Source organism: Methylobacterium organophilum (genome assembly GCF_022533465.1).
In the GTDB taxonomy this organism is placed as follows: Bacteria; Pseudomonadota; Alphaproteobacteria; order Rhizobiales; family Beijerinckiaceae; genus Methylobacterium; species Methylobacterium organophilum.
In genome coordinates, this window is sequence record NZ_CP092848.1 from 5,068,234 (window position 1) to 5,085,260 (window position 17,027).

A 17,027-nucleotide genomic window follows, 5' to 3' on the forward strand; every position below is an offset into this window, starting at 1 on the left:
GGTCTAGCCCGATCATCCCTCCGAAACAGGCCGCTGGGCAGCCCGGCCTCGGGTGAGATCCACAATGATCTCGGCCACCCGCGCTCCAGCCTCCGCGAAGCCAAGGCTCGTGTCGAGCAGGTAATCGGCCCGGGCGCGCTTCTCCCCATCGGGCATCTGCTTGGCGAGGATACGCGTGAAAGCCTCCTCCGTCATGCCGGGCCGTGCGAGCACCCGCTCGCGCTGGATTTCCGGTGGCGCTGTGACCACGAGGACGGCGTCGCAGCGTGCCGCCGCCCCGCCTTCGAACAGGAGGGGGATGTCGAGAACGACCAGAGGCGCCTGTGCGTGGCGGGCAAGAAAGGCCCGTTCCTGTTCGGCCACGAGGGGATGAACCAGCTGTTCGAGATCGCGCATCGCCTCCGGATCGTCGAGGACGAGGGCGCGCAACTTGGCGCGGTCGACGCCGCCTGCTGCATTGAGGGTGCCGGGAAAGCGAGCGCCGATCTTGTCGACGGCCGCGCCGCCGGGAGCGTAGAGGGCGTGTACGGCGGCATCGGCATCATGCACTGGCACGCCGTGCTCGGCGAACATCGCGGCGGTGGCCGACTTGCCCATGCCGATCGAGCCGGTCAGGCCGAGGATCGTCGGGCGCCCGGCAGCGCTCATCGACGTGTCGCCGTGAGATCGGCCACGATCGTCTCGCGCAGGGCCGCGGTGACGGTGGGTCTCACGCCGAACCAGGCCGCGAAACCCGGCACCGCCTGATGCAGCAGCATGCCGAGCCCGTCGACCGTCGCGAGGCCGCGGGCACGGCCGGCGAGCAGCAGATCGGTGTCGAGGGGCGTATAGACGATATCCGACACGATGGCGTCGGGTGGGAGAGTCGACAGGTCGAGGGCGAGGGGCGGATGTCCGGTCATTCCCAGCGAGGTCGTGTTGACGAGAAGCCGGGTCGCCGCGAGCGCTTTGGGCAGATCGTCCCAGGCGATAGCCTCGATCCCCTTCTCAATCGACGCGAGGCTCTGCGCCCGCTCCAGGGTGCGGTTGGCGACAAGAACGCAGGGTATGCCGCGCTCGCGCAGACCGACCACGATCGCCCGAGCCGCGCCCCCCGCTCCGAGAACCAGAGCCCGGTCGACGGCGTCGAGCCGTTCCGCGCCGACGCTCTGTTCGACGTGGCGCACGAAGCCCTCGGCATCCGTGTTGTCACCCCTGATTCGCCCATCCGCGTCGACGATCAGGGTATTGACCGCGCCGATCTTGTCCGCCCGTTCGGTGAGGGTATCGCAGAGCGCGAAGGCGGCCTCTTTGTGCGGGATGGTGACGTTGCCGCCGGCGAAGCCTTTCGCGGCAAGGCTTCGCACGAAGTCCGGGAAGTCGGCCGGTGCCACGTCGATGCGTTCGTAGGTGCCGTCGATACCCAGCTCGGCGAGCCAGTGGCCGTGAATCAGCGGCGAGCGGGAATGGGCGATCGGATGGCCGACCACGAAGGCTCTGCGCGTCACGTCTGTGTCCTCGAGATTCAGAAGGCCAGTGCGCCCAGGGCCCGCAAGCGTGCGAGCAGCGGGAGGAGGGGCAGGCCGAGGATGGTGCTGTGGTCGCCCTCGATGCGCGCGAACAGATGCACGCCGAGCCCTTCGAGCTGGTAGCCGCCGACGCTTCCCGTCACCGCACGCTCGCCGGCGAGGCTGACGTAGCGCGCGATGGCTTCCCCGGGGAGCGACCGCATGGTCAGGCGCGCCTCCTCGACGAAGGACTCCACCGCGCCGTCGCGAGCGACGGCGACCGCCGAGAGCAGGCGATGGGTCCGCCCCTGCAGGGCCGCGATCTGGGCGCAAGCGGCCTCCGCATCCGCGGGCTTGTGGAAGACGCGGCCGCCTTCCTCCAGCACCTGGTCGGCCCCGATCACGAGGCGGCCGGGCCGCAGGGTCGCCCCGGCGCGGGCCTTCGCCTCGGCGAGACGAAGAGCGAGATCGGCGGGGGGGAGGCCCTCGGCCTCCCGTTCGATCGCGCGCTCATCGACCTGCGGCGCGACCGCCTCGGCTTCGATCCCGGCGCCGAGGAGGAGATCGCGGCGCGTGCGACTCGTCGAAGCGAGGATGATCGGCTCCCGGGCGATGCCGGTCGGTTGCTCGGTCACGATGGGCTTCCGGTCAGGTCGAGATGAACTTGAGGCGATGCTCGCGATAAAGGTCGAGGATCGCCGCCGCCGTTTCCTCGATGGAGCGCCGGGTCACATCGATCGTCGGCCAATTGTACTTGGCACAGAGCCGGCGGGAGGCGGCGACTTCGCTCGCCACGGAATCGCGGTCGACATACATCGAGCTGTCATCCGCCTTGAGGCTGAGGAGCCGGTTCTGGCGGATCTGTACGATGCGCTCCGGCGAGGCGATCAGCCCGACGATGAGGGGCTTGCGCGCGTTCTCCAGGGCCGGCGGGATCGGCATGGAGGGCACCAGCGGAATGTTGGCGGTCTTGAGCCCGCGATTCGCCAGGTAGATCGACGTCGGCGTCTTCGAGGTGCGGCTGACGCCGATCAGGACAACATCCGCCTCGTCGATGTCGACGGGCAGGTTTCCGTCGTCATGGGCGAGGGTGAAGTTCATCGCGTCGATGCGTTTGAAGTACTCCGCGTTCAGCATGTGCTGGGCGCCCGGCCGCTCCGTGGAACTGGCGCCGAGATAGGAGCGCAGCAGGGAATGCACCGGCTCCAGCACGTTGAGCGTCGGCGAGTTCGCCTCCCGGCAGGCGGATTCGAGCTGCTCGCTCAGCTCGTGGCCGATCAGGGTGTAGAGTACGAGGCCCGGGGCCGCGCGGATCTCCGAGATGACGCGGGCGAGCTGCGTGCCCGTGCGCACCAGCGGGTAGACGTGCTCGATCGCCGAGACGCCCTCGTACTGCGCGGCGGCGGCGCGGCCGACATTGATCAGCGTCTCGCCGGTCGAATCCGAGACGAGATGCAGGTGGAAATAGCTGCGTGTCGTCATCCGGATCTTTCGTCAGTTCCGCTTCCGGCCGGCAGGTGGCACGCTTCTGCTTTTCGACGGATCCCGCCTCTCTCGCAAGCGCCGCGCCTCAAGCCGGAATCGTGCCTTCCGGCAGTCCGGCCACGTGGTGGGCGATGGCGCCCGGGGTCGTGATCCAGATCGCGTCCCGATGGGCGGCGATTCGCGTCAGAGCCCGTCGCAGCGGGCCAAGCCTGTGGGGCTGGCCCACGATGTAGGGATGGAGCGCGATGCCCATGACGAGAGGTGCCGCCTTGGCGGCGATGAGCATCTCCGCGAAGGCCTCCTCGATCGCCTCGGCGAAGGCGCGGCCCGTCTCCTTGCGCGCGACGATGGCCGGAATGTCGTTCAATTCCTGGGGATAGGGCACCGACAGGATCCGGCCACCATCGCGCGTTGCGAACCAGACTGGCTGGTCGTCATGGGCCCAGTCGAGCAGGTAGGTGTAGCCGGCCTCCTTCAGGAGGTCGGGCGTGACCCGGGACTGGGAGATCCAGGGACCGAGCCAGCCCGCGGGCGCCCTGCCCTCCTGCGCCGCGATCGTCGCGGTCGCCTCCGTGATCAGCGCCTGCTCGGCCGCCTCGTCGCGGTCCCCCTGGCGCTCGGCATTGGTGCGGCCGTGCCCGACGATCTCGTGGCCGAGTGCGGCGGCGCGCACCCGCACCGCTTCCATCAGGCCCGGACAATCCGCGTAGAGATCGCTGTTGGCGAGGATGGCGACGGGCAGGGACAGGCTGTCGAACAGGTCGAGTAGGCGATAAGCGCCGACCCGGTTGCCCCAATCGCGCCACGCATAGTTCAGCACGTCCGGCTGCGGGCCGCCGGGGGCGAGTTCGGCGCCGAGGCCCTCGCCGAAGGCGAAGGTCTCGAGGTTGAGGGCGATGTAGACGGCGAGGCGCTTGCCGCCGGGCCAGTCATAGACCGGCCTGTCGGGCAGGCCACTGTACTCATAGCGGCCGTGATCCGGCTTGCGACGCATCGCGGGCCTTTCGTGCTTACTGTGCGGGCTTGGTTTCGGGCGCCGGCTCGCCGCTGCCGGGGGGCAGCAGAACGTTCTTGGCGATGTTGCCCTCGGGGCCGTATTCACCGGCTACTGCCAAACAGGCCTGCTCGCGGTTGATCTGCATCTGGTTCGACATCAGGGCGAAGATGCCCTGGACGCGGGCGCCGAAGGGCCCGCGCGGGCTCACGTCCTCGGGCCGGACATTCTGCTTGGCGAGCAGCGCCTCGAAGTCCTTCACGCCGATCCGATAGCCGCACACATTGGCGGCGGAGAAGATGTAGGCGGCGAATTCCAGCGCCCGGGGCGACGGCGCATTGCGGATCGGGCGGGGCTCCGAAGGGGCCGGGGTCTGCGGCGCATCGGGCTTGGCCGCCTCCTCCGCGAAGGCGGGTAGGGACAGGCCGGCGAAGAGCAAGGCGGCGAGCAGCGGGCGGGTGGTCATCGGGCGGTTCCTCGGGGCCGCGGCATCTTACGAGCCGCTTAAGCCGGTTCCGGATACAGGAGGGGCCTCAACCCGCAAGGGGGCAGCTCGCCTCAGGCGGTCTTCTCGAGGGACCAGTCGATCGGGTCGAGGCCCTGCTCGTCGAGCCAGGCATTGGCCTTGGCGAAAGGACGCGATCCGGGGAAGTCCCGGGCCCGGTTGAGGGGTGAGGGGTGGCCGCTCTCGATCACGAGGTGGCGGCCGGTGTCGATCAGCACCTTGCGAGCCCGCGCCTGCGCCCCCCAGAGCAGGAAGGCCGTTCGTCCCGGGCGGGCCGAGACAGCGGCCACGGCCTCGTCGGCGAGCCGCGCCCAGCCGTAGCGCAGATGCGCTCCGGCAGCCCCCTTCTCGACAGTGAGCGCGGAGTTGAGGAGCAGCACGCCCTGCTTTGCCCAGGGCGTCAGATCACCGGTGCGGAAAACAGGCTTCACGCCCTCCGGGGGCGGATCGACCTCGGCTAGGATGACCTTGAGGGAAGCCGGCAGGCGGCGGGGGCCGACATAGGAGAAGGCGAGCCCGTTGGCATCTCCTGGCGTCGGATAAGGATCCTGGCCCAGGATCACCACCTTCACCTGGTCGAGGGGCGTGAGGGTGAGCGCGCGGAAGATGTTCTCAGGGGCCGGTAGAACCTGTGCCCCCGTCGCGACCCGGTCGTCGACCTTCCGCGCCACCGCTTCCGCTGAGCCGTCGCGGAAGAAGGGGAGCGCCAGCCAGGGTGAGCCGGTAGCCCGGAAGGCGGAAAGGGCAGCGGCGACCGGAGCAGGCATCAGCGTAGAAGAATCCGTCCTTCCTCGACCGTGACGGGCGAGCGCTCGCGCAGATAGGTCATCACCGCATCGGCGAGAAGCGTGCCGTCGGTGGGGCCGATCAGCACCCGACCCTCGGCCAGCATGCCGTAGCCGTTGCCGCCATCCAGCATGAAGTTATTGGCGGCGACCCGGTAGCGCTTCTCGTCCTGCAGCGGCACGCCGCCGACGAGGGCCGAGACGAGTCGCTTACCCGGTGGCGAGGTCGGGTCGAGAGTGACCTGGAGGCCGGAGATCTGGAGGAAGCGGCCCGAGGTTCGACCGAGATCGGCATAGCCGTGCTCGATCGCGGCCCGCAGCACGTTGCCGGTGATCTCGACCAGCACCGTGGTGTTGCCGAAGGGCAGTTCGGTCAGCACATCCCGGCGGGTCAGCACCGTGCCGGACGGATAGAGCCGATCACCGCGGATACCGCCGCCGTTCATCAGGCCGATCTCGGCCCCGGTCCGAGCGCGCACCGCGTCGGCGACGAGGTCAGCAAAACTCGATTCCCTGGCGCGCACCGTCGCCACCCGGCTGTCGAGGGGGACCGCCGTCGTCGCGATCGGTACGTCGAGCTCCTTCGAGAGTTCGCCCTCGTAGCGGCGTACCAGTGCTTCCGTCTCTGGGTCGGGGACGGTCTGCGCGGTGTCGTGGATGCGGAAGCCCGCGCGCCAAGCCAGCTTGCCCTTGCCGTTACGCGTCACCGTGACATCGACCGCGGTGACGAAGAGGGCATCGTGGCTCGATTCGACCACGACTCCCTGCCCGTCATCGTGCAGGTAAAGATCGTGGTCGTGGCCCGAGAGCAGGATGTCGACCACGCGCCCGCGCAGGATCGCATCGTCCACCGGTCGCGCCGTATGGCAGACGCCGACCACGATCTCGGCACCCTCGGCGCGGATGGCCGCCGCCTCCCGCGCCAGCGTCTCGATTTCGGGGCCGAAGCGCAGGTCGCCCGATTGCGACTTCTGCGGTGTCGATTGCAGGGCAATGCCGACGAGGCCGACCTTCACGCCGCCGAGTTCGAACAGGGCTCGGTCGCGGCCGCCGGGGAGCTTCTGGCCCTCCGCATCGCGCAGGTTCGCGGCGAACCAGGGAAAGCGCGCCTGCGCCATGCGCTCGGAAAAGTTCTTCGGCCCGAAATCGAACTCGTGATTGCCCGGCACGAACACGTCCGGCGGCGCGAGGTTGTGGAGAGCGACGATGTGCGCGCCCTTGTCGAAGCCCGACATCAACGAGGGCGAAAGGCAATCGCCCGCGTGGCAGTAGAGCATGGGCACGCCGCGGGCCCGTTCGGCCTTCACCACGGCGTTGAGCCGGGCGAAGCCGCCACGGCCCTCGACCGCGCTCATCAGGTAGATGTCGTTGACGAGGAGCAGGCTGAAGGTTGGCCGCGCACTCTCCTGAGCCTGGGCCGGGCCGTTCTGCACGGCGAGGCCCGAGGCGAGACCGGCACCGATGAGGTCACGGCGGTTGAGGGACGAGGCCATGCTGGTGCTCTCGCCGCCTTCCGTGACGGGCTGACGACGCAGGCGCCCTGCCTAGCGCCGTGCCAGCCCGTCGCGCACGGCCTTGGCGTTCCGCCGCAGAGCTGGCCAGATCCAGGCACCGGAGGCGAGATAGATGCCGGGATTCATCGGGCGAAGCTCGGAAACGAGCCTGTTCGCGAGGCCCGGATTGGTCAGGCGCACCGGCGGCGCATCGGTCTTGCGGTAGACGACCGTGGTGTCCTCCCGCTGATAGTCCGTATGCGGCACCAGACCGGCGCGGCGCGCCATCAGGTCGAAGGTCTCGCGCACGAAACCGTGCACATGGGCGAAATGGAACCGCTCATGCGGCGGTTTGCCGGTGGCGGCCATGTTGGGCACCGCCGCATAGATGATGCCGTCGGGCTTCAGCCAGCGGGCGAGGCGTTCCATCACGTCCGCCGGGTTGCGCAGGTGCTCGAAGACGTGATGCGAGGAGATCACGTCGAAATGCCCATCGGGGAAGCGGCCCTCCCCCGCATCGTCCAGCACCTCGACGCCGTGCTGCGCGCGCGCGAAATTCGCGTAGTCGCGGCCCGGTTCGACGCCGATCGCCTCGACCCCGCGACTGCGGGCCGCAGCCAGGAATTCGCCGGAGCCCGAGCCGAAATCGAGCAGGCGAGCCCCCGGCACGAGTTTGGGCGCCAGCAGGTCCGCGCGGAACGCTGCCTCCCGGGCGGAGCGGTTGAGGTGATGGCGCGGCGGGCCGCCTGCGAAGGCGAGCTGGTAATCGGCCCGGTAGGCGGTCGCATAATACTCCGACAGCTCGTCCGGGGTCGGCATCGGATCGGTGCGGATCAGGCCGCAATCGGTGCAGGCGACCGATTTGAGCACTTTCAGCCGGCGATCGGTCTCGGCGACGGTGACCGAATGCGGCGAGCCGCATAGATTGCAGGCCGTGGGCGAGCCCGTGTAGGGGTACCCCGTGAAGGGCACGAAGTGCTTCAGGAAATACCGGGGAGACGGCATGTCGCGCTGACCTTCGGGATCTTCGCTGGCAAGCCGCGTCCTCTAGATCGAACTCAGCCCGTGCACAACCGGACCGCTGCCCCATGAGCGCTGCGACCGATCCTGGCGCGGGTGCCGAAGCCCCGACCGGAAGCCCGATGAACGAACGTGTGGAACCCGACGTGCTGAAAACCGCCCGTCCGGTGGCGGCGAGCCCCCTCCCCTCCGATCATCCGGTCGTGCGCAGCGGCCGCGTCGGGGTGCTGCTGATGAATCTCGGTACGCCCGAGGGCACGACCTACTGGCCGATGCGGCGCTATCTCAAGGAGTTCCTGTCCGACCGTCGGGTCATCGAGGTGCCGCGGCTGATCTGGTGGCCGCTCCTCAACCTCGTCATCCTCAGCAAGCGCCCGGGGCCGAAGGGCCGCGATTATGCCAGCATCTGGAACAACGAGCTCGACGAGGGCCCGCTCAAGACCATCACCCGCGGTCAGCGCGACAAGCTGCAGGCGGCGATGGGCGATGCGGTCGTGGTCGACTGGGCGATGCGCTACGGCAAGCCCGAGGTTTCGCTCCGCATCCAGGCCCTGCTCGACCAGGGCTGTGACCGCATCCTGCTGGTGCCGCTCTATCCGCAATATGCCGCGGCGACGTCGGCGACCGCCTGCGATCAGGCCTTCAAGGCGCTGATGCAGATGCGCTGGCAGCCTACCGTGCGCGTCTCGCCCCCCTATCACGACGATCCCGTCTACATCCGGGCCATGGCCGACTCGATTCGCGACGGTTTGGCCAAGCTCGATTTCGAGCCGGAGGTGATCCTCACCTCGTTCCACGGCGTGCCGAAGAGCTACCTGCTCAAGGGTGATCCCTATCACTGCCAGTGCCGCAAGACCGGGCGCCTGATCCGGGAAGCGCTCGGCTTCAGCCCGGAGAAGATGCAGGTCACCTTCCAGTCCCGTTTCGGCAACGAGGAATGGCTGAAACCCTATACGGACGAGACGGTGCAGGCGCTCGCCAAATCCGGCGTGAAGCGCATGGCGATCGTCGCGCCGGGTTTCTCCGCCGATTGCCTCGAGACCCTCGAAGAGCTCGACGGCGAGAACCGCCACTATTTCGAGGAGAATGGCGGCGAGCGCTTCGCCTATATCCCCTGTCTCAATGACACGGACCTCGGCATGCGTGTGATCGAACACATCGTGCGCAAGGAGCTGCAGGGCTGGATCTGAGGTAGGAGGCGGCGGAGCGTTCCACCGGACAGGACATCAGACCTTCGGTCGTGGCTTATCGCCCGGCGTGTGCGCCGCGCTGGCATTCGGCTGCGGAGAATCGGTCGGTTCGTGGGTCGTCGTCGGCGTGGGGCTGTCCTCCGGCGCAGGCATCGGGGGTAACGGCGTCGTGTTGGCCTTTACGGTGGCCGACGGCTTCACCATCGAGCGGTTGGTCATGTGAGCATCCTGAGTTGGCGATTTTGGCCGCGCAAGCGCCCCTCTCCAGACCCGTCAACGCTCCGCCGCTGCCGGGGGTTCGGGAGGCCGCCCGTTACGGCCAAGGAACCATCGATATTGCTGAAGGTTGTCACCGGTGTGAGAAAAAGCCGAGGAGGCGCAGATGGCAACTGGGAATTCAACCTCCAAGCGAGGTTTCGCCTCGATGAATATTGAAAGGCAACGCGAAATCGCGAGCAAGGGCGGCCGCTCCGTGCCGGCCGAGAAGCGCTCTTTCTCGCAGGACCGCGAACTCGCCTCGACAGCCGGGCGGAAGGGTGGCCAGTCGACCGGCCGTGCCGGCGACGCCTGAGCCTCCCGTTCCGGAGCTCGCCTCCGGAAAGGCTTTGACCTTGACGGTGCCGGGCGGGCGCTCCCAGGGCGGGGGCGCCTGCTCCGTTATGCCTGGGTCTCGGAATCCTCCCGCGCATAGCCGCGCCAGAGGAGGATCAGCCGCTCGAACTCGGCGATGGCTTCGGGCGGAAGGCGTCCGAAGGTGCGGCGCACGTAACCCTCTTGCACGGCCATGCCGCGCCGGGCGAGATCGGCGCCATGGGCGGTGAGATGGAGGGCATGGGAGCGCCGGTCGCCCGGGATTGGATGCCGCTCCACCAGCCCTGCATCGACGAGCCTGTCGATCAGACCCGAGACGTTCCCCTTCGTGACGTAGAGACGCGCGGCGAGATCCTGTTGGGTGAGGCCCTGCTGCTCGGTGAGAGTCGAGAGCACGTCGAACTGGGGGATCGACAATCCCACTTCGCGCAACTCTCCTGCGACCGCGACGGTGACGCGCCGGTTGAGGCGAAGGAAGCGGAACCAGACCCGCATCAGTTGCGCGTCGGGTGCAGGGTTCTGGCGCGAAGGAGAAATTGGCATCACGCGCCAGGATATAGCAGACCTCAGGTTTTTGATCCCTTGCTCATTCGCTTGGCGATGGACGCTCCCGCCCTGTAAGGCTTGAGCTGTCGCGTCCGGTCACCTTGGTCTCGGGCGCGCGTTTGAAAGCGGTTTCCTCTCATGCCTGTCCTGTCATGCGTCGCCTGCTGATCGAGGAACCCGTCACCCGCGCCGGCCATTATGCGCGCAATCTGTCCGTGTTCGCCCTGCTGGTCTGCGCCATCGCCGTGCTCGTCGTGCGTGCGCCAGGGACGGAGACGGGGCCCGCCCTTGCCACGCTCGCGGGCGGTCTCCTCGTCGCGGTGTTCGCCCTCGTCCTGGCAGGTTTCGCTTTTCTGAGGGTCTGGCGCGAGGGCGCGCGCGGTCTCGGTGCGGCTCTGGTCGGGGTGGCGATCGCCTGCGTGGTGCTGGCCTATCCGGCCTATGCCGCCCTGCGTGGTCTGCGTCTGCCGGCGATTGCGGATGTCAGCACTGATACGGACAATGCTCCGGCCTTCTCCCGTTCCCGTGCCGCCTTCGCCGCCCGTGGCGGCCGGTTTCCGTTGGATCCGGGCCCGGAGGCGCGTCAGGCCCAAAAGGCGGCGTATCCGCAGATTGCGCCGCTCACCCTCGACGTGGATCCCGACGAGGCCTTCACCCTAGCCCGCACCGCGGCGGTCAATCGCAAGTGGCAGATCGTCGAAGCCCTGCGCCCGGGCGGCCGGGTCGGCAACGGGCGCATCGATGCTATCGCCTATAGCCGCGTCCTGAACCTGCCCGCGGACGTCACGATCCGCATCCATCCGCGGGCGGACGGGGCGCGCATCGACGTGCGCTCGGCCTCCCGGTTCGGAAGCCGCGACCTCGGCGACAATGCCGACCGGATCCGCACTTATCTCGATGAGATCGCCAATCTCGCGATCGCGCTGAAATAGTCTTCAGGCCGGCGCGAAGCGAGCGTGCAGGGTCGGCGGCCCGTCCGCCTGGACGAGGCCGCGTTCCACCATGTCCTCCAAATGGGCGAAGACCGAGAGGGCCGCGGCCCCCCGCAGGGCCGGCCTCAAGCCCTGATAGACGGCCGCGACGATCGCACCGATCTCCCGGTCGCCGGCCGCGAGCCGCGCACGGATCGCGGCCTCGCGCTGGCGGCGATGGGCGGCAAGCCCTCTCACGAAGCGGCGCGGGTCGCGCACCGGGCCGCCATGGCCGGGCCAGAACACCGTCTCGGTTCTGTCCCGGAGGCGTTCGAGGGAGGCCATGTAGGCGCGCATGGAGCCGTCCGGGGGCGCCACGACGGTGGTTGACCAGGCCATGACGTGATCGCCCGAGAACAAGGCGTTCTCCTCCGGGAAGGCGAAAGCGAGATGGTTCATGGTGTGCCCCGGCGTTTCCAGGGCGATGAGCGTCCAGCCCGGCCCCGACACCGCGTCGCCTTCGCTGAGGGAGCGGTCGGGCTGGTGCTGGCGATCCGCGCTGGCGTCCAGCGCCGGAAGTTCCCCTTCGGCGAGACCACGGGCAGCGCGATGGGGGCCGCATCCGACGATCGGGGCGCCGGTGCGGGCCTGCAGCAGCCGTGCACCGGGGGAATGGTCACGATGGGTGTGGGTGACGACGATCGCGTCCACCGTTTCGCCGGCTAGGACTTCCAGCAACGCGTCCACATGCATCGGATCCTCCGGTCCCGGATCGATCACGGCGACGCGCCCCTGGCCTACGATGTAGCTGCATGTGCCGCTCGCGGTGAACGGGCCGGCATTCGTGCAGATTCGTCGCCGCACGAGCGGCGTCAGTTGTTCGAGCCGGCCATTCGCCGGCAGGGAGGGATCGAGGGCGGGGTTGTCCTGGCCGCTCGCGGAGGAAAGCGTCATCGTGGCTCCGGAGGCCGATTGTCGGCGGCCCGACCGGTGGCGCCGCGCCTCTTTCCTGCCCTACGACAGCCCCAGCGGATCCTCAAACCCGGGCGAGGGACTTTCGAGGACTCCGGCAAGTTCCGAAATTCGGGATGGCCCTTGAGAAGCAGACTGATCTCTTCGTCTTCGAGCAAGGGCGGGACGCCAGACCCTTTGAGGTGTCAGAAAAAAGGCGCCGCCCGGGGGAGGACGGCGCCGACCGACGTCACGGATCAGACCGTCCGAAGACGTCAGCGACGCATCTCGGAGCTGCGGCGAACGCGTACGGGGACAGGCTGATAGCGGGGTACCGGCTGCAGCGATTCGAGGGCGCGCCCGATCTTCTCGACGACCGCCCGAATGGCGCCGCCGAAGCGGCTCTTCGCAGCTGTTCTCGGACGTGTGGTCATCGCTGCTCCCTGCCTCGGTACGATCGAACAGATGGTGACGAACCCCGCGTCCCGCTAGTCGGTTCCGGCGCTGTGTCAGCATCCCGGTGGTTGCGGCAGGATTTGGGCCGTTCGGACCGCCTGCCGTCGCAAATCTTCGGCATCGATCCTTAACGTCGGACCAATGCGCAGCCGGATCAAGGCTGAGGAAGTCGTGGATAGCGCCGAAAGGAGCGGAACCGGCGCTCAAACCTTGACGTTATTTGGGTCAAAGGCCGCGGCACGGGTCGCGCCACGTCTTCGAAAGGAATCGGCAAATGCTCGGTTGGGCCGTCACATTTCTCGTTGTCGCCCTCGTTGCCGCCCTGCTTGGTTTCGGCGGCATCGCCGGCACGGCGATGGAGGCTGCGAAGCTCGTCTTCTTCGTAGCGATCGTCCTGTTCGCGATCTCGGCCGTCATCGGCCTCATCCGCGGTCGCTCGTCGACACTTTGACGCGTCCGCAGGAAAAGGGCCGCGCTGCTTCTGCAGCGCGGTCAGCCCTGTTCAGCTCTCGGTCGACGCCGGCGGGGCGCTTTCGGAGTCGTCGAGGCGAGCGATCAGGTCCTTGAACCTATCGGGAATCGGTTGCTCGACGACGGAATCGTAGAGGGCGCGCAGATGGATACCGATCCGCTTCTGCGTCTGCTCCTCCATCCCCCGGCTGCGCGTGCGCGGCCCCCACTGTCGGTGGCCGCCCTGCGGCGCCCCGGCATCCTCTTCGCTACTCATCCGCCCGAACATCCCTTGCGCTGCACCCGCGGTGTACCGCGATTGTCTTGCAGCTCCATATGAGCCATGGCTTTCGCGCAAACGCCCCTGCCTGGGAAGGGTTCCGTTTGACCGGAACGGAGTCGTTCCGGCTGCGTTAGGGCGGAAGCAACGCAAGACCGGCAAAGGTCAGGGGAAGACATGTCCACAGCGCAACTCGTCGTGCAGCACCTGCCGTATCTGCGCCGCTACGCGCGCGCGCTCACCGGCAGTCAGGTCGCGGGCGACGCCTACGTGGCTGCCACGCTCGAGACGCTGGTGAACGAGCCGGAGACGCTGGGCCGCAGCAGCAACGTCAAGGCGGACCTGTTCCGCGTCTTCACGCGGATCTGGAACTCGCTCTCCGTGAACGGCCATAGCGAGCAGGTGCAGCATGATCTTCCGGCCGAGGTCCGGCTCGGGCAGATCACGCCGCTGCCACGTCAGGCCTTCCTGCTTTCCTGCCTTGAGGGATTCTCGGAGGAGGACGCTGCGATCATCCTCGAGGTGGATGTGGCGCAGGTGCGTGAGCTCGTCGACGAGGCCGGCCGCGAACTCGCGGCTGACATGGCGACGCAGATCCTCATCATCGAGGACGAGCCGCTGATCGCCATGGACCTCGAGGCCTTGGTGGAAGGCCTTGGGCACAATGTCATCGGCGTCGCCCGTACGCGTACGGAGGCCGTGAAAATCGCCTCGGAGGGCACCCGCCCGGGCCTGATCCTCGCGGACATCCAGCTCGCCGACGGTTCGTCCGGCCTCGATGCCGTGAACGATCTTCTGAAGACCTTCGAGGTCCCGGTAATCTTCATCACCGCCTATCCCGAACGCTTCCTCACCGGCGAGCGTCCGGAGCCGGCCTTCCTCATCGCCAAGCCGTTCCAGCCGGCCAACGTCTCTGCGGTGATCAGCCAAGCGCTGTTCTTCCAGCAGACGGCTCGTCGCAGAGAAGCCAAGAGCGCCTGACGCTTCGCCCTCAATTCGGCGACAAAAGCCCCGGCTCGTCCGGGGCTTTTTTGATGGGCGAGCCCAGGAACGAGCACAAAAAACGGGTCGGACAATGTCCGACCCGTGTTCAGAGGTTCCGGCCAATGCACAAGGGGAATGCGGGGAGGACCAGGTGGCCGGGTGTTTTCTCAACGAGGAGGCGCCTCCCCAGTTCCACTTTTTCCACAGAACCACTTATTTTTTCGTGGAGTGGTGCATTTTCATCACGAGACCACGCAATGTGAGAGCGGGTGAATTTTCGATCAAGTTATTGATTGACAAGGGTTTATAGCATCGTGCTCCAAACCGGGACAGGTGCGGAACCGTAGCGTTCAAGAGGCGTTGTCAAGTCAATCGGTCAAGCTCGTCGGAGATCGCGAAGATGCTTCGGTCAGGGTTCATCCTCGGTGTTGGCGGGCCTGCTGCGATCCTCACCCTCCTCGTTCTTCCCTCCGTCCGCGCCAGCGCGGATGCGGCCATGGCGCAGGATGTTCGTCCGGCGGCTGTGAACCGGAGCGTGGTGCAGGATCTTCCGGGCCAGCGCTCGGCTCTCCTGCCGACAAGCCCATTGCATCTGGCCAACGCCCCGCGGCCAGAGCCGAAGGTGGCGCCCGCCCCGAGCCGTCCGGAACTGGTGCAGGAGACCCCCGCCCGTCCGAAGCGCATGACCCGCGAGGGTTGCGAGACGGCCATCAGCTCCCTTGCCGGTCCCGAGGCTCGACGCATGGTGCCTGGCCGCTGCATGGCCTGAAGGTGCTCACACGCTGCCGTCGATCTTTTCGACATCCGCGGTGAGGCCCGCAAGCGACATCCGCTCCCGAGCCACCAGGCGATCGCCGGGGGAGAAGGTGCCCAGGGGAACGTCGCGATCGGGCAGCACGACGGTCGTCGTCTTGTTCAGGTGCACCAGCACGTAGCGCTGCAGGGGGAGCGAGGCCGCGGCCCATTTGCGCAACTGCCCATAATAGGGCTCGCGTCGCCAGGCATTGGCTTGCCCCGGATCGACCTGCACGTTCAGGAATCGTGTTACCGGATCGAGGCTGAGAACCATCTTGGCCCGATCCGGCTTCCATTCCGGCCCAAGCCAGCTCTCGGTCATCCAGAGGCAGTGAAAGGCGCGACAATGGCCCGGTCGGGCCTCGTGGATGCCACAGCCCTTTCCGGGCCGGGTGTGGCGGCACCATTGCCCGGCGAGGCTCTGCACGTCGGGCACGTCGTAGACCTTGCAGCAGAGCGTGCAGGCGCCGCAGGCCCGGCCGGGGGCCGGCGTGGCGACGATGGTGGCGGGGTCGAGCATCGCGTTCGGGGTGGGGGCTGCCTTCGTCGACCGGGTTCCTGACGCCGCTTCAGGTCGTTAGTGTGGCCGCACCCTCAGAACGATCCGCCGAGCGCCATGCTGTCGAACCTCGCCACCCGCGACGTCGAAACCCTGATCCATCCCTACACGAATCTCGCGGCTTTCCGGGAAGCGGGTCCGCTGGTTCTGGAGCGCGGCGAAGGTGTTTGGGTCTACGACGTCCAGGGCCGTCCCTATCTCGAAGGAATGTCGGGGCTCTGGTGCGCGGCCCTCGGCTTCTCGAATGCCGAATTGGTGGAGGCGGCTCGCGAGCAGATGGCCCGCCTGCCCTTCGCGCATCTCTTCTCCGGCCGCAGTCACGACCCGGCGATCGAGCTTGCCGAGACCCTGAAGGGCCTGATGCCGGTCCCGACCTCGAAGATCCTGTTCACTTCGTCGGGCTCGGAGGCGAACGACACCCAGATCAAGCTCGCCTGGTACATGAACAACGCCCTCGGGCGTCCGGCCAAGAAGAAGATCATCGCCCGGCTGAAGGGCTATCACGGCGTCACCGTCGCCACGGCGTCCTTGACCGGCTTGCCTGGCAACCATGCCGATTTCGACCTGCCGTTGCCGGGCTTCCTGCACACGGCCTGCCCGCATCCCTATCGCGGCGCGCGACCCGATGAGGACGAGGCGGCCTTCGCGGACCGTCTTGCGGAGGAACTCGAAACCCTGATCCTTCGGGAGGGACCGGAGACGGTCGCCGCCTTCATTGCGGAGCCGGTGATGGGCGCCGGGGGCGTGATCCTGCCGCCCGCGACCTATTTCGAGAAGATCCAGGCGGTGCTCGACCGCTACGACGTGCGGCTGATCGCCGATGAGGTGATCTGCGGCTTCGGGCGGCTCGGCACCTGGTTCGGCTCCGAGGCGCTGGGCATGCGCCCGCACACGCTCTCCTTCGCCAAGGCCGTCACCTCGGGCTACCTGCCTCTGGGCGGCCTCTCCATCGATGCCCCCCTCTACGAGGCCATGCTGGACGAGAGCCGCAAGCTCGGCGGCTTCGGACACGGCTTTACCTATTCCGGTCATCCCGTCGCTTGCGCGGTGGCCAACCGCGCCCTGGCGATCTACCGGCGCGACCGCATTGTCGAGGGCGCGGCGGAAAAGGCGCCGCATTTCCAGGCGCGCCTCGAATCGCTGCGCGAACATCCTCTCGTCGGCGAGGCGAAGGGGCTCGGCCTGATCGGCGGCATCGAGCTCGTCGCCGACAAGACGAGCCGTGCGCAGTACTTGCCGAGTGCCGCCGTCGCCGCGCGCTGCGTCGCCTTCGCCCAGGACGAGGGTCTGATCCTGCGTGCCTTCCCCGGCGATCGGCTGGCGGTCTGCCCGCCGCTGATCATCACCCGGGAAGAGATCGACGCTCTGTTCGAGCGCCTGCTGCGGGCGCTTGATCGCACTGCAGCATGGATTGTGGAGACGGGCGTCGAGAAGATGCAGGCTGCCTGAAATCTTGAATGCAGTCTATTCAATCGAGCGTGCTGCCTACGCGACAGGCTTGCGTGAATGTCAGGCAGAGGTTCGGCTTTAAGCTTCCGTTCATCT

General features: G+C 67.6%; 21 protein-coding genes. 7 read left to right on the top strand and 14 right to left on the bottom strand.

Annotated features, from left to right (window positions below; all coding sequences use genetic code 11):
* Positions 1-12 precede the first annotated feature (12 nt).
* The 9 genes from coaE to MMB17_RS24025 form a co-directional block, all read right to left on the bottom strand.
* Positions 13-648 (bottom strand): dephospho-CoA kinase, encoded by a 636-nt coding sequence (gene coaE / locus MMB17_RS23985; protein ID WP_238310085.1) that lies wholly within the window; start codon positions 646-648, stop codon positions 13-15.
* Positions 645-1,487 carry a shikimate dehydrogenase gene (locus tag MMB17_RS23990; protein ID WP_241100510.1) on the bottom strand — a complete coding sequence of 281 codons (843 nt, stop codon included), beginning with the start codon at positions 1,485-1,487 and terminating at the stop codon, positions 645-647. The genes coaE and MMB17_RS23990 overlap by 4 nt, the downstream gene beginning before the upstream one ends.
* Positions 1,488-1,504: 17 nt before the next feature.
* Entirely contained in the window at positions 1,505-2,122 is a 618-nt protein-coding gene (locus MMB17_RS23995) for a Maf family protein (RefSeq protein ID WP_241100511.1), read from the bottom strand.
* 13 nt (positions 2,123-2,135) lie between these two features.
* Positions 2,136-2,969, bottom strand: a complete 834-nt coding sequence (locus MMB17_RS24000; RefSeq protein ID WP_241100512.1) for a pyruvate, water dikinase regulatory protein — start codon at positions 2,967-2,969, stop codon at positions 2,136-2,138.
* 88 nt (positions 2,970-3,057) lie between these two features.
* Complete coding sequence (locus tag MMB17_RS24005) at positions 3,058-3,966, bottom strand: polysaccharide deacetylase family protein (protein WP_241100513.1); 909 nt, start codon at positions 3,964-3,966, stop codon at positions 3,058-3,060.
* 16 nt (positions 3,967-3,982) lie between these two features.
* The gene (locus MMB17_RS24010) at positions 3,983-4,432 is read right to left on the bottom strand and encodes a hypothetical protein (RefSeq protein WP_241100514.1); all 450 of its coding nucleotides are present in this window, start codon (positions 4,430-4,432) and stop codon (positions 3,983-3,985) included.
* A 92-nt stretch (positions 4,433-4,524) separates the two neighbouring features.
* Positions 4,525-5,238 (bottom strand): uracil-DNA glycosylase, encoded by a 714-nt coding sequence (locus MMB17_RS24015; RefSeq protein WP_241100515.1) that lies wholly within the window; start codon positions 5,236-5,238, stop codon positions 4,525-4,527.
* Positions 5,238-6,749, bottom strand: coding sequence for a bifunctional metallophosphatase/5'-nucleotidase (locus MMB17_RS24020; RefSeq protein ID WP_241100516.1), 1,512 nt, complete (start codon positions 6,747-6,749; stop codon positions 5,238-5,240). The genes MMB17_RS24015 and MMB17_RS24020 overlap by 1 nt, the downstream gene beginning before the upstream one ends.
* Before the next feature lie 51 nt (positions 6,750-6,800).
* Complete coding sequence (locus MMB17_RS24025) at positions 6,801-7,754, bottom strand: class I SAM-dependent methyltransferase (RefSeq protein WP_241100517.1); 954 nt, start codon at positions 7,752-7,754, stop codon at positions 6,801-6,803.
* 137 nt (positions 7,755-7,891) lie between these two features.
* Between MMB17_RS24025 and hemH the strand changes: the two genes are divergently transcribed.
* Positions 7,892-8,959 carry a ferrochelatase gene (gene hemH / locus MMB17_RS24030; RefSeq protein ID WP_241100518.1) on the top strand — a complete coding sequence of 356 codons (1,068 nt, stop codon included), beginning with the start codon at positions 7,892-7,894 and terminating at the stop codon, positions 8,957-8,959.
* Between the two features lie 36 nt (positions 8,960-8,995).
* On the opposite strand, the gene MMB17_RS24035 is transcribed toward hemH, so the two are convergent.
* Positions 8,996-9,178, bottom strand: coding sequence for a hypothetical protein (locus MMB17_RS24035; RefSeq protein ID WP_241100519.1), 183 nt, complete (start codon positions 9,176-9,178; stop codon positions 8,996-8,998).
* Between the two features lie 163 nt (positions 9,179-9,341).
* Between MMB17_RS24035 and MMB17_RS24040 the strand changes: the two genes are divergently transcribed.
* Positions 9,342-9,530: a con-10 family general stress protein gene (locus MMB17_RS24040; protein ID WP_238310074.1), complete on the top strand. Its 189-nt coding sequence runs from the start codon at positions 9,342-9,344 to the stop codon at positions 9,528-9,530.
* A gap of 86 nt (positions 9,531-9,616) precedes the next feature.
* Here MMB17_RS24040 and MMB17_RS24045 read toward each other — a convergent pair whose 3' ends face one another.
* Entirely contained in the window at positions 9,617-10,045 is a 429-nt protein-coding gene (locus MMB17_RS24045) for a MarR family winged helix-turn-helix transcriptional regulator (protein WP_241100520.1), read from the bottom strand.
* A 203-nt stretch (positions 10,046-10,248) separates the two neighbouring features.
* Between MMB17_RS24045 and MMB17_RS24050 the strand changes: the two genes are divergently transcribed.
* On the top strand, positions 10,249-11,028 hold the full coding sequence (locus MMB17_RS24050; protein WP_241102283.1) for a DUF1499 domain-containing protein: 780 nt from the start codon (positions 10,249-10,251) through the stop codon (positions 11,026-11,028).
* 3 nt (positions 11,029-11,031) lie between these two features.
* Here MMB17_RS24050 and MMB17_RS24055 read toward each other — a convergent pair whose 3' ends face one another.
* Entirely contained in the window at positions 11,032-11,961 is a 930-nt protein-coding gene (locus tag MMB17_RS24055) for an MBL fold metallo-hydrolase (RefSeq protein ID WP_241100521.1), read from the bottom strand.
* Positions 11,962-12,688: 727 nt separating this feature from the next.
* Here MMB17_RS24055 and MMB17_RS24060 point away from each other — a divergent pair.
* Positions 12,689-12,865, top strand: a complete 177-nt coding sequence (locus tag MMB17_RS24060; RefSeq protein ID WP_238310070.1) for a DUF1328 domain-containing protein — start codon at positions 12,689-12,691, stop codon at positions 12,863-12,865.
* Between the two features lie 51 nt (positions 12,866-12,916).
* On the opposite strand, the gene MMB17_RS24065 is transcribed toward MMB17_RS24060, so the two are convergent.
* Complete coding sequence (locus MMB17_RS24065; RefSeq protein WP_238310069.1) at positions 12,917-13,141, bottom strand: NepR family anti-sigma factor; 225 nt, start codon at positions 13,139-13,141, stop codon at positions 12,917-12,919.
* Positions 13,142-13,321: 180 nt separating this feature from the next.
* Between MMB17_RS24065 and MMB17_RS24070 the strand changes: the two genes are divergently transcribed.
* Both MMB17_RS24070 and MMB17_RS24075 read left to right on the top strand, forming a co-directional pair.
* Positions 13,322-14,125, top strand: coding sequence for a response regulator (locus MMB17_RS24070; protein WP_238310068.1), 804 nt, complete (start codon positions 13,322-13,324; stop codon positions 14,123-14,125).
* Positions 14,126-14,528: 403 nt separating this feature from the next.
* Positions 14,529-14,897 carry a hypothetical protein gene (locus MMB17_RS24075; protein WP_241100522.1) on the top strand — a complete coding sequence of 123 codons (369 nt, stop codon included), beginning with the start codon at positions 14,529-14,531 and terminating at the stop codon, positions 14,895-14,897.
* Positions 14,898-14,903: 6 nt separating this feature from the next.
* Here the strand turns inward: MMB17_RS24075 and MMB17_RS24080 are convergent, their stop codons facing one another.
* Complete coding sequence (locus MMB17_RS24080; protein WP_241100523.1) at positions 14,904-15,443, bottom strand: hypothetical protein; 540 nt, start codon at positions 15,441-15,443, stop codon at positions 14,904-14,906.
* Positions 15,444-15,539: 96 nt separating this feature from the next.
* Between MMB17_RS24080 and MMB17_RS24085 the strand changes: the two genes are divergently transcribed.
* Positions 15,540-16,931, top strand: a complete 1,392-nt coding sequence (locus MMB17_RS24085; protein ID WP_241100524.1) for an aminotransferase — start codon at positions 15,540-15,542, stop codon at positions 16,929-16,931.
* Positions 16,932-17,027 lie beyond the last annotated feature (96 nt).

Coding starts and splice junctions, on each gene's coding strand:
- coaE (WP_238310085.1), bottom strand. CDS start 648: ATGAGCGCTGCCGGGCGCCCGACGATCCTCGGCCTGACCGGCTCGATC.
- MMB17_RS24000 (WP_241100512.1), bottom strand. CDS start 2,969: ATGACGACACGCAGCTATTTCCACCTGCATCTCGTCTCGGATTCGACC.
- MMB17_RS24005 (WP_241100513.1), bottom strand. CDS start 3,966: ATGCGTCGCAAGCCGGATCACGGCCGCTATGAGTACAGTGGCCTGCCC.
- MMB17_RS24010 (WP_241100514.1), bottom strand. CDS start 4,432: ATGACCACCCGCCCGCTGCTCGCCGCCTTGCTCTTCGCCGGCCTGTCC.
- MMB17_RS24015 (WP_241100515.1), bottom strand. CDS start 5,238: ATGCCTGCTCCGGTCGCCGCTGCCCTTTCCGCCTTCCGGGCTACCGGC.
- MMB17_RS24020 (WP_241100516.1), bottom strand. CDS start 6,749: ATGGCCTCGTCCCTCAACCGCCGTGACCTCATCGGTGCCGGTCTCGCC.
- MMB17_RS24025 (WP_241100517.1), bottom strand. CDS start 7,754: ATGCCGTCTCCCCGGTATTTCCTGAAGCACTTCGTGCCCTTCACGGGG.
- hemH (WP_241100518.1), top strand. CDS start 7,892: ATGAACGAACGTGTGGAACCCGACGTGCTGAAAACCGCCCGTCCGGTG.
- MMB17_RS24035 (WP_241100519.1), bottom strand. CDS start 9,178: ATGACCAACCGCTCGATGGTGAAGCCGTCGGCCACCGTAAAGGCCAAC.
- MMB17_RS24040 (WP_238310074.1), top strand. CDS start 9,342: ATGGCAACTGGGAATTCAACCTCCAAGCGAGGTTTCGCCTCGATGAAT.
- MMB17_RS24045 (WP_241100520.1), bottom strand. CDS start 10,045: ATGCGGGTCTGGTTCCGCTTCCTTCGCCTCAACCGGCGCGTCACCGTC.
- MMB17_RS24050 (WP_241102283.1), top strand. CDS start 10,249: ATGCGTCGCCTGCTGATCGAGGAACCCGTCACCCGCGCCGGCCATTAT.
- MMB17_RS24055 (WP_241100521.1), bottom strand. CDS start 11,961: ATGACGCTTTCCTCCGCGAGCGGCCAGGACAACCCCGCCCTCGATCCC.
- MMB17_RS24060 (WP_238310070.1), top strand. CDS start 12,689: ATGCTCGGTTGGGCCGTCACATTTCTCGTTGTCGCCCTCGTTGCCGCC.
- MMB17_RS24065 (WP_238310069.1), bottom strand. CDS start 13,141: ATGAGTAGCGAAGAGGATGCCGGGGCGCCGCAGGGCGGCCACCGACAG.
- MMB17_RS24070 (WP_238310068.1), top strand. CDS start 13,322: ATGTCCACAGCGCAACTCGTCGTGCAGCACCTGCCGTATCTGCGCCGC.
- MMB17_RS24075 (WP_241100522.1), top strand. CDS start 14,529: ATGCTTCGGTCAGGGTTCATCCTCGGTGTTGGCGGGCCTGCTGCGATC.
- MMB17_RS24080 (WP_241100523.1), bottom strand. CDS start 15,443: ATGCTCGACCCCGCCACCATCGTCGCCACGCCGGCCCCCGGCCGGGCC.
- MMB17_RS24085 (WP_241100524.1), top strand. CDS start 15,540: ATGCTGTCGAACCTCGCCACCCGCGACGTCGAAACCCTGATCCATCCC.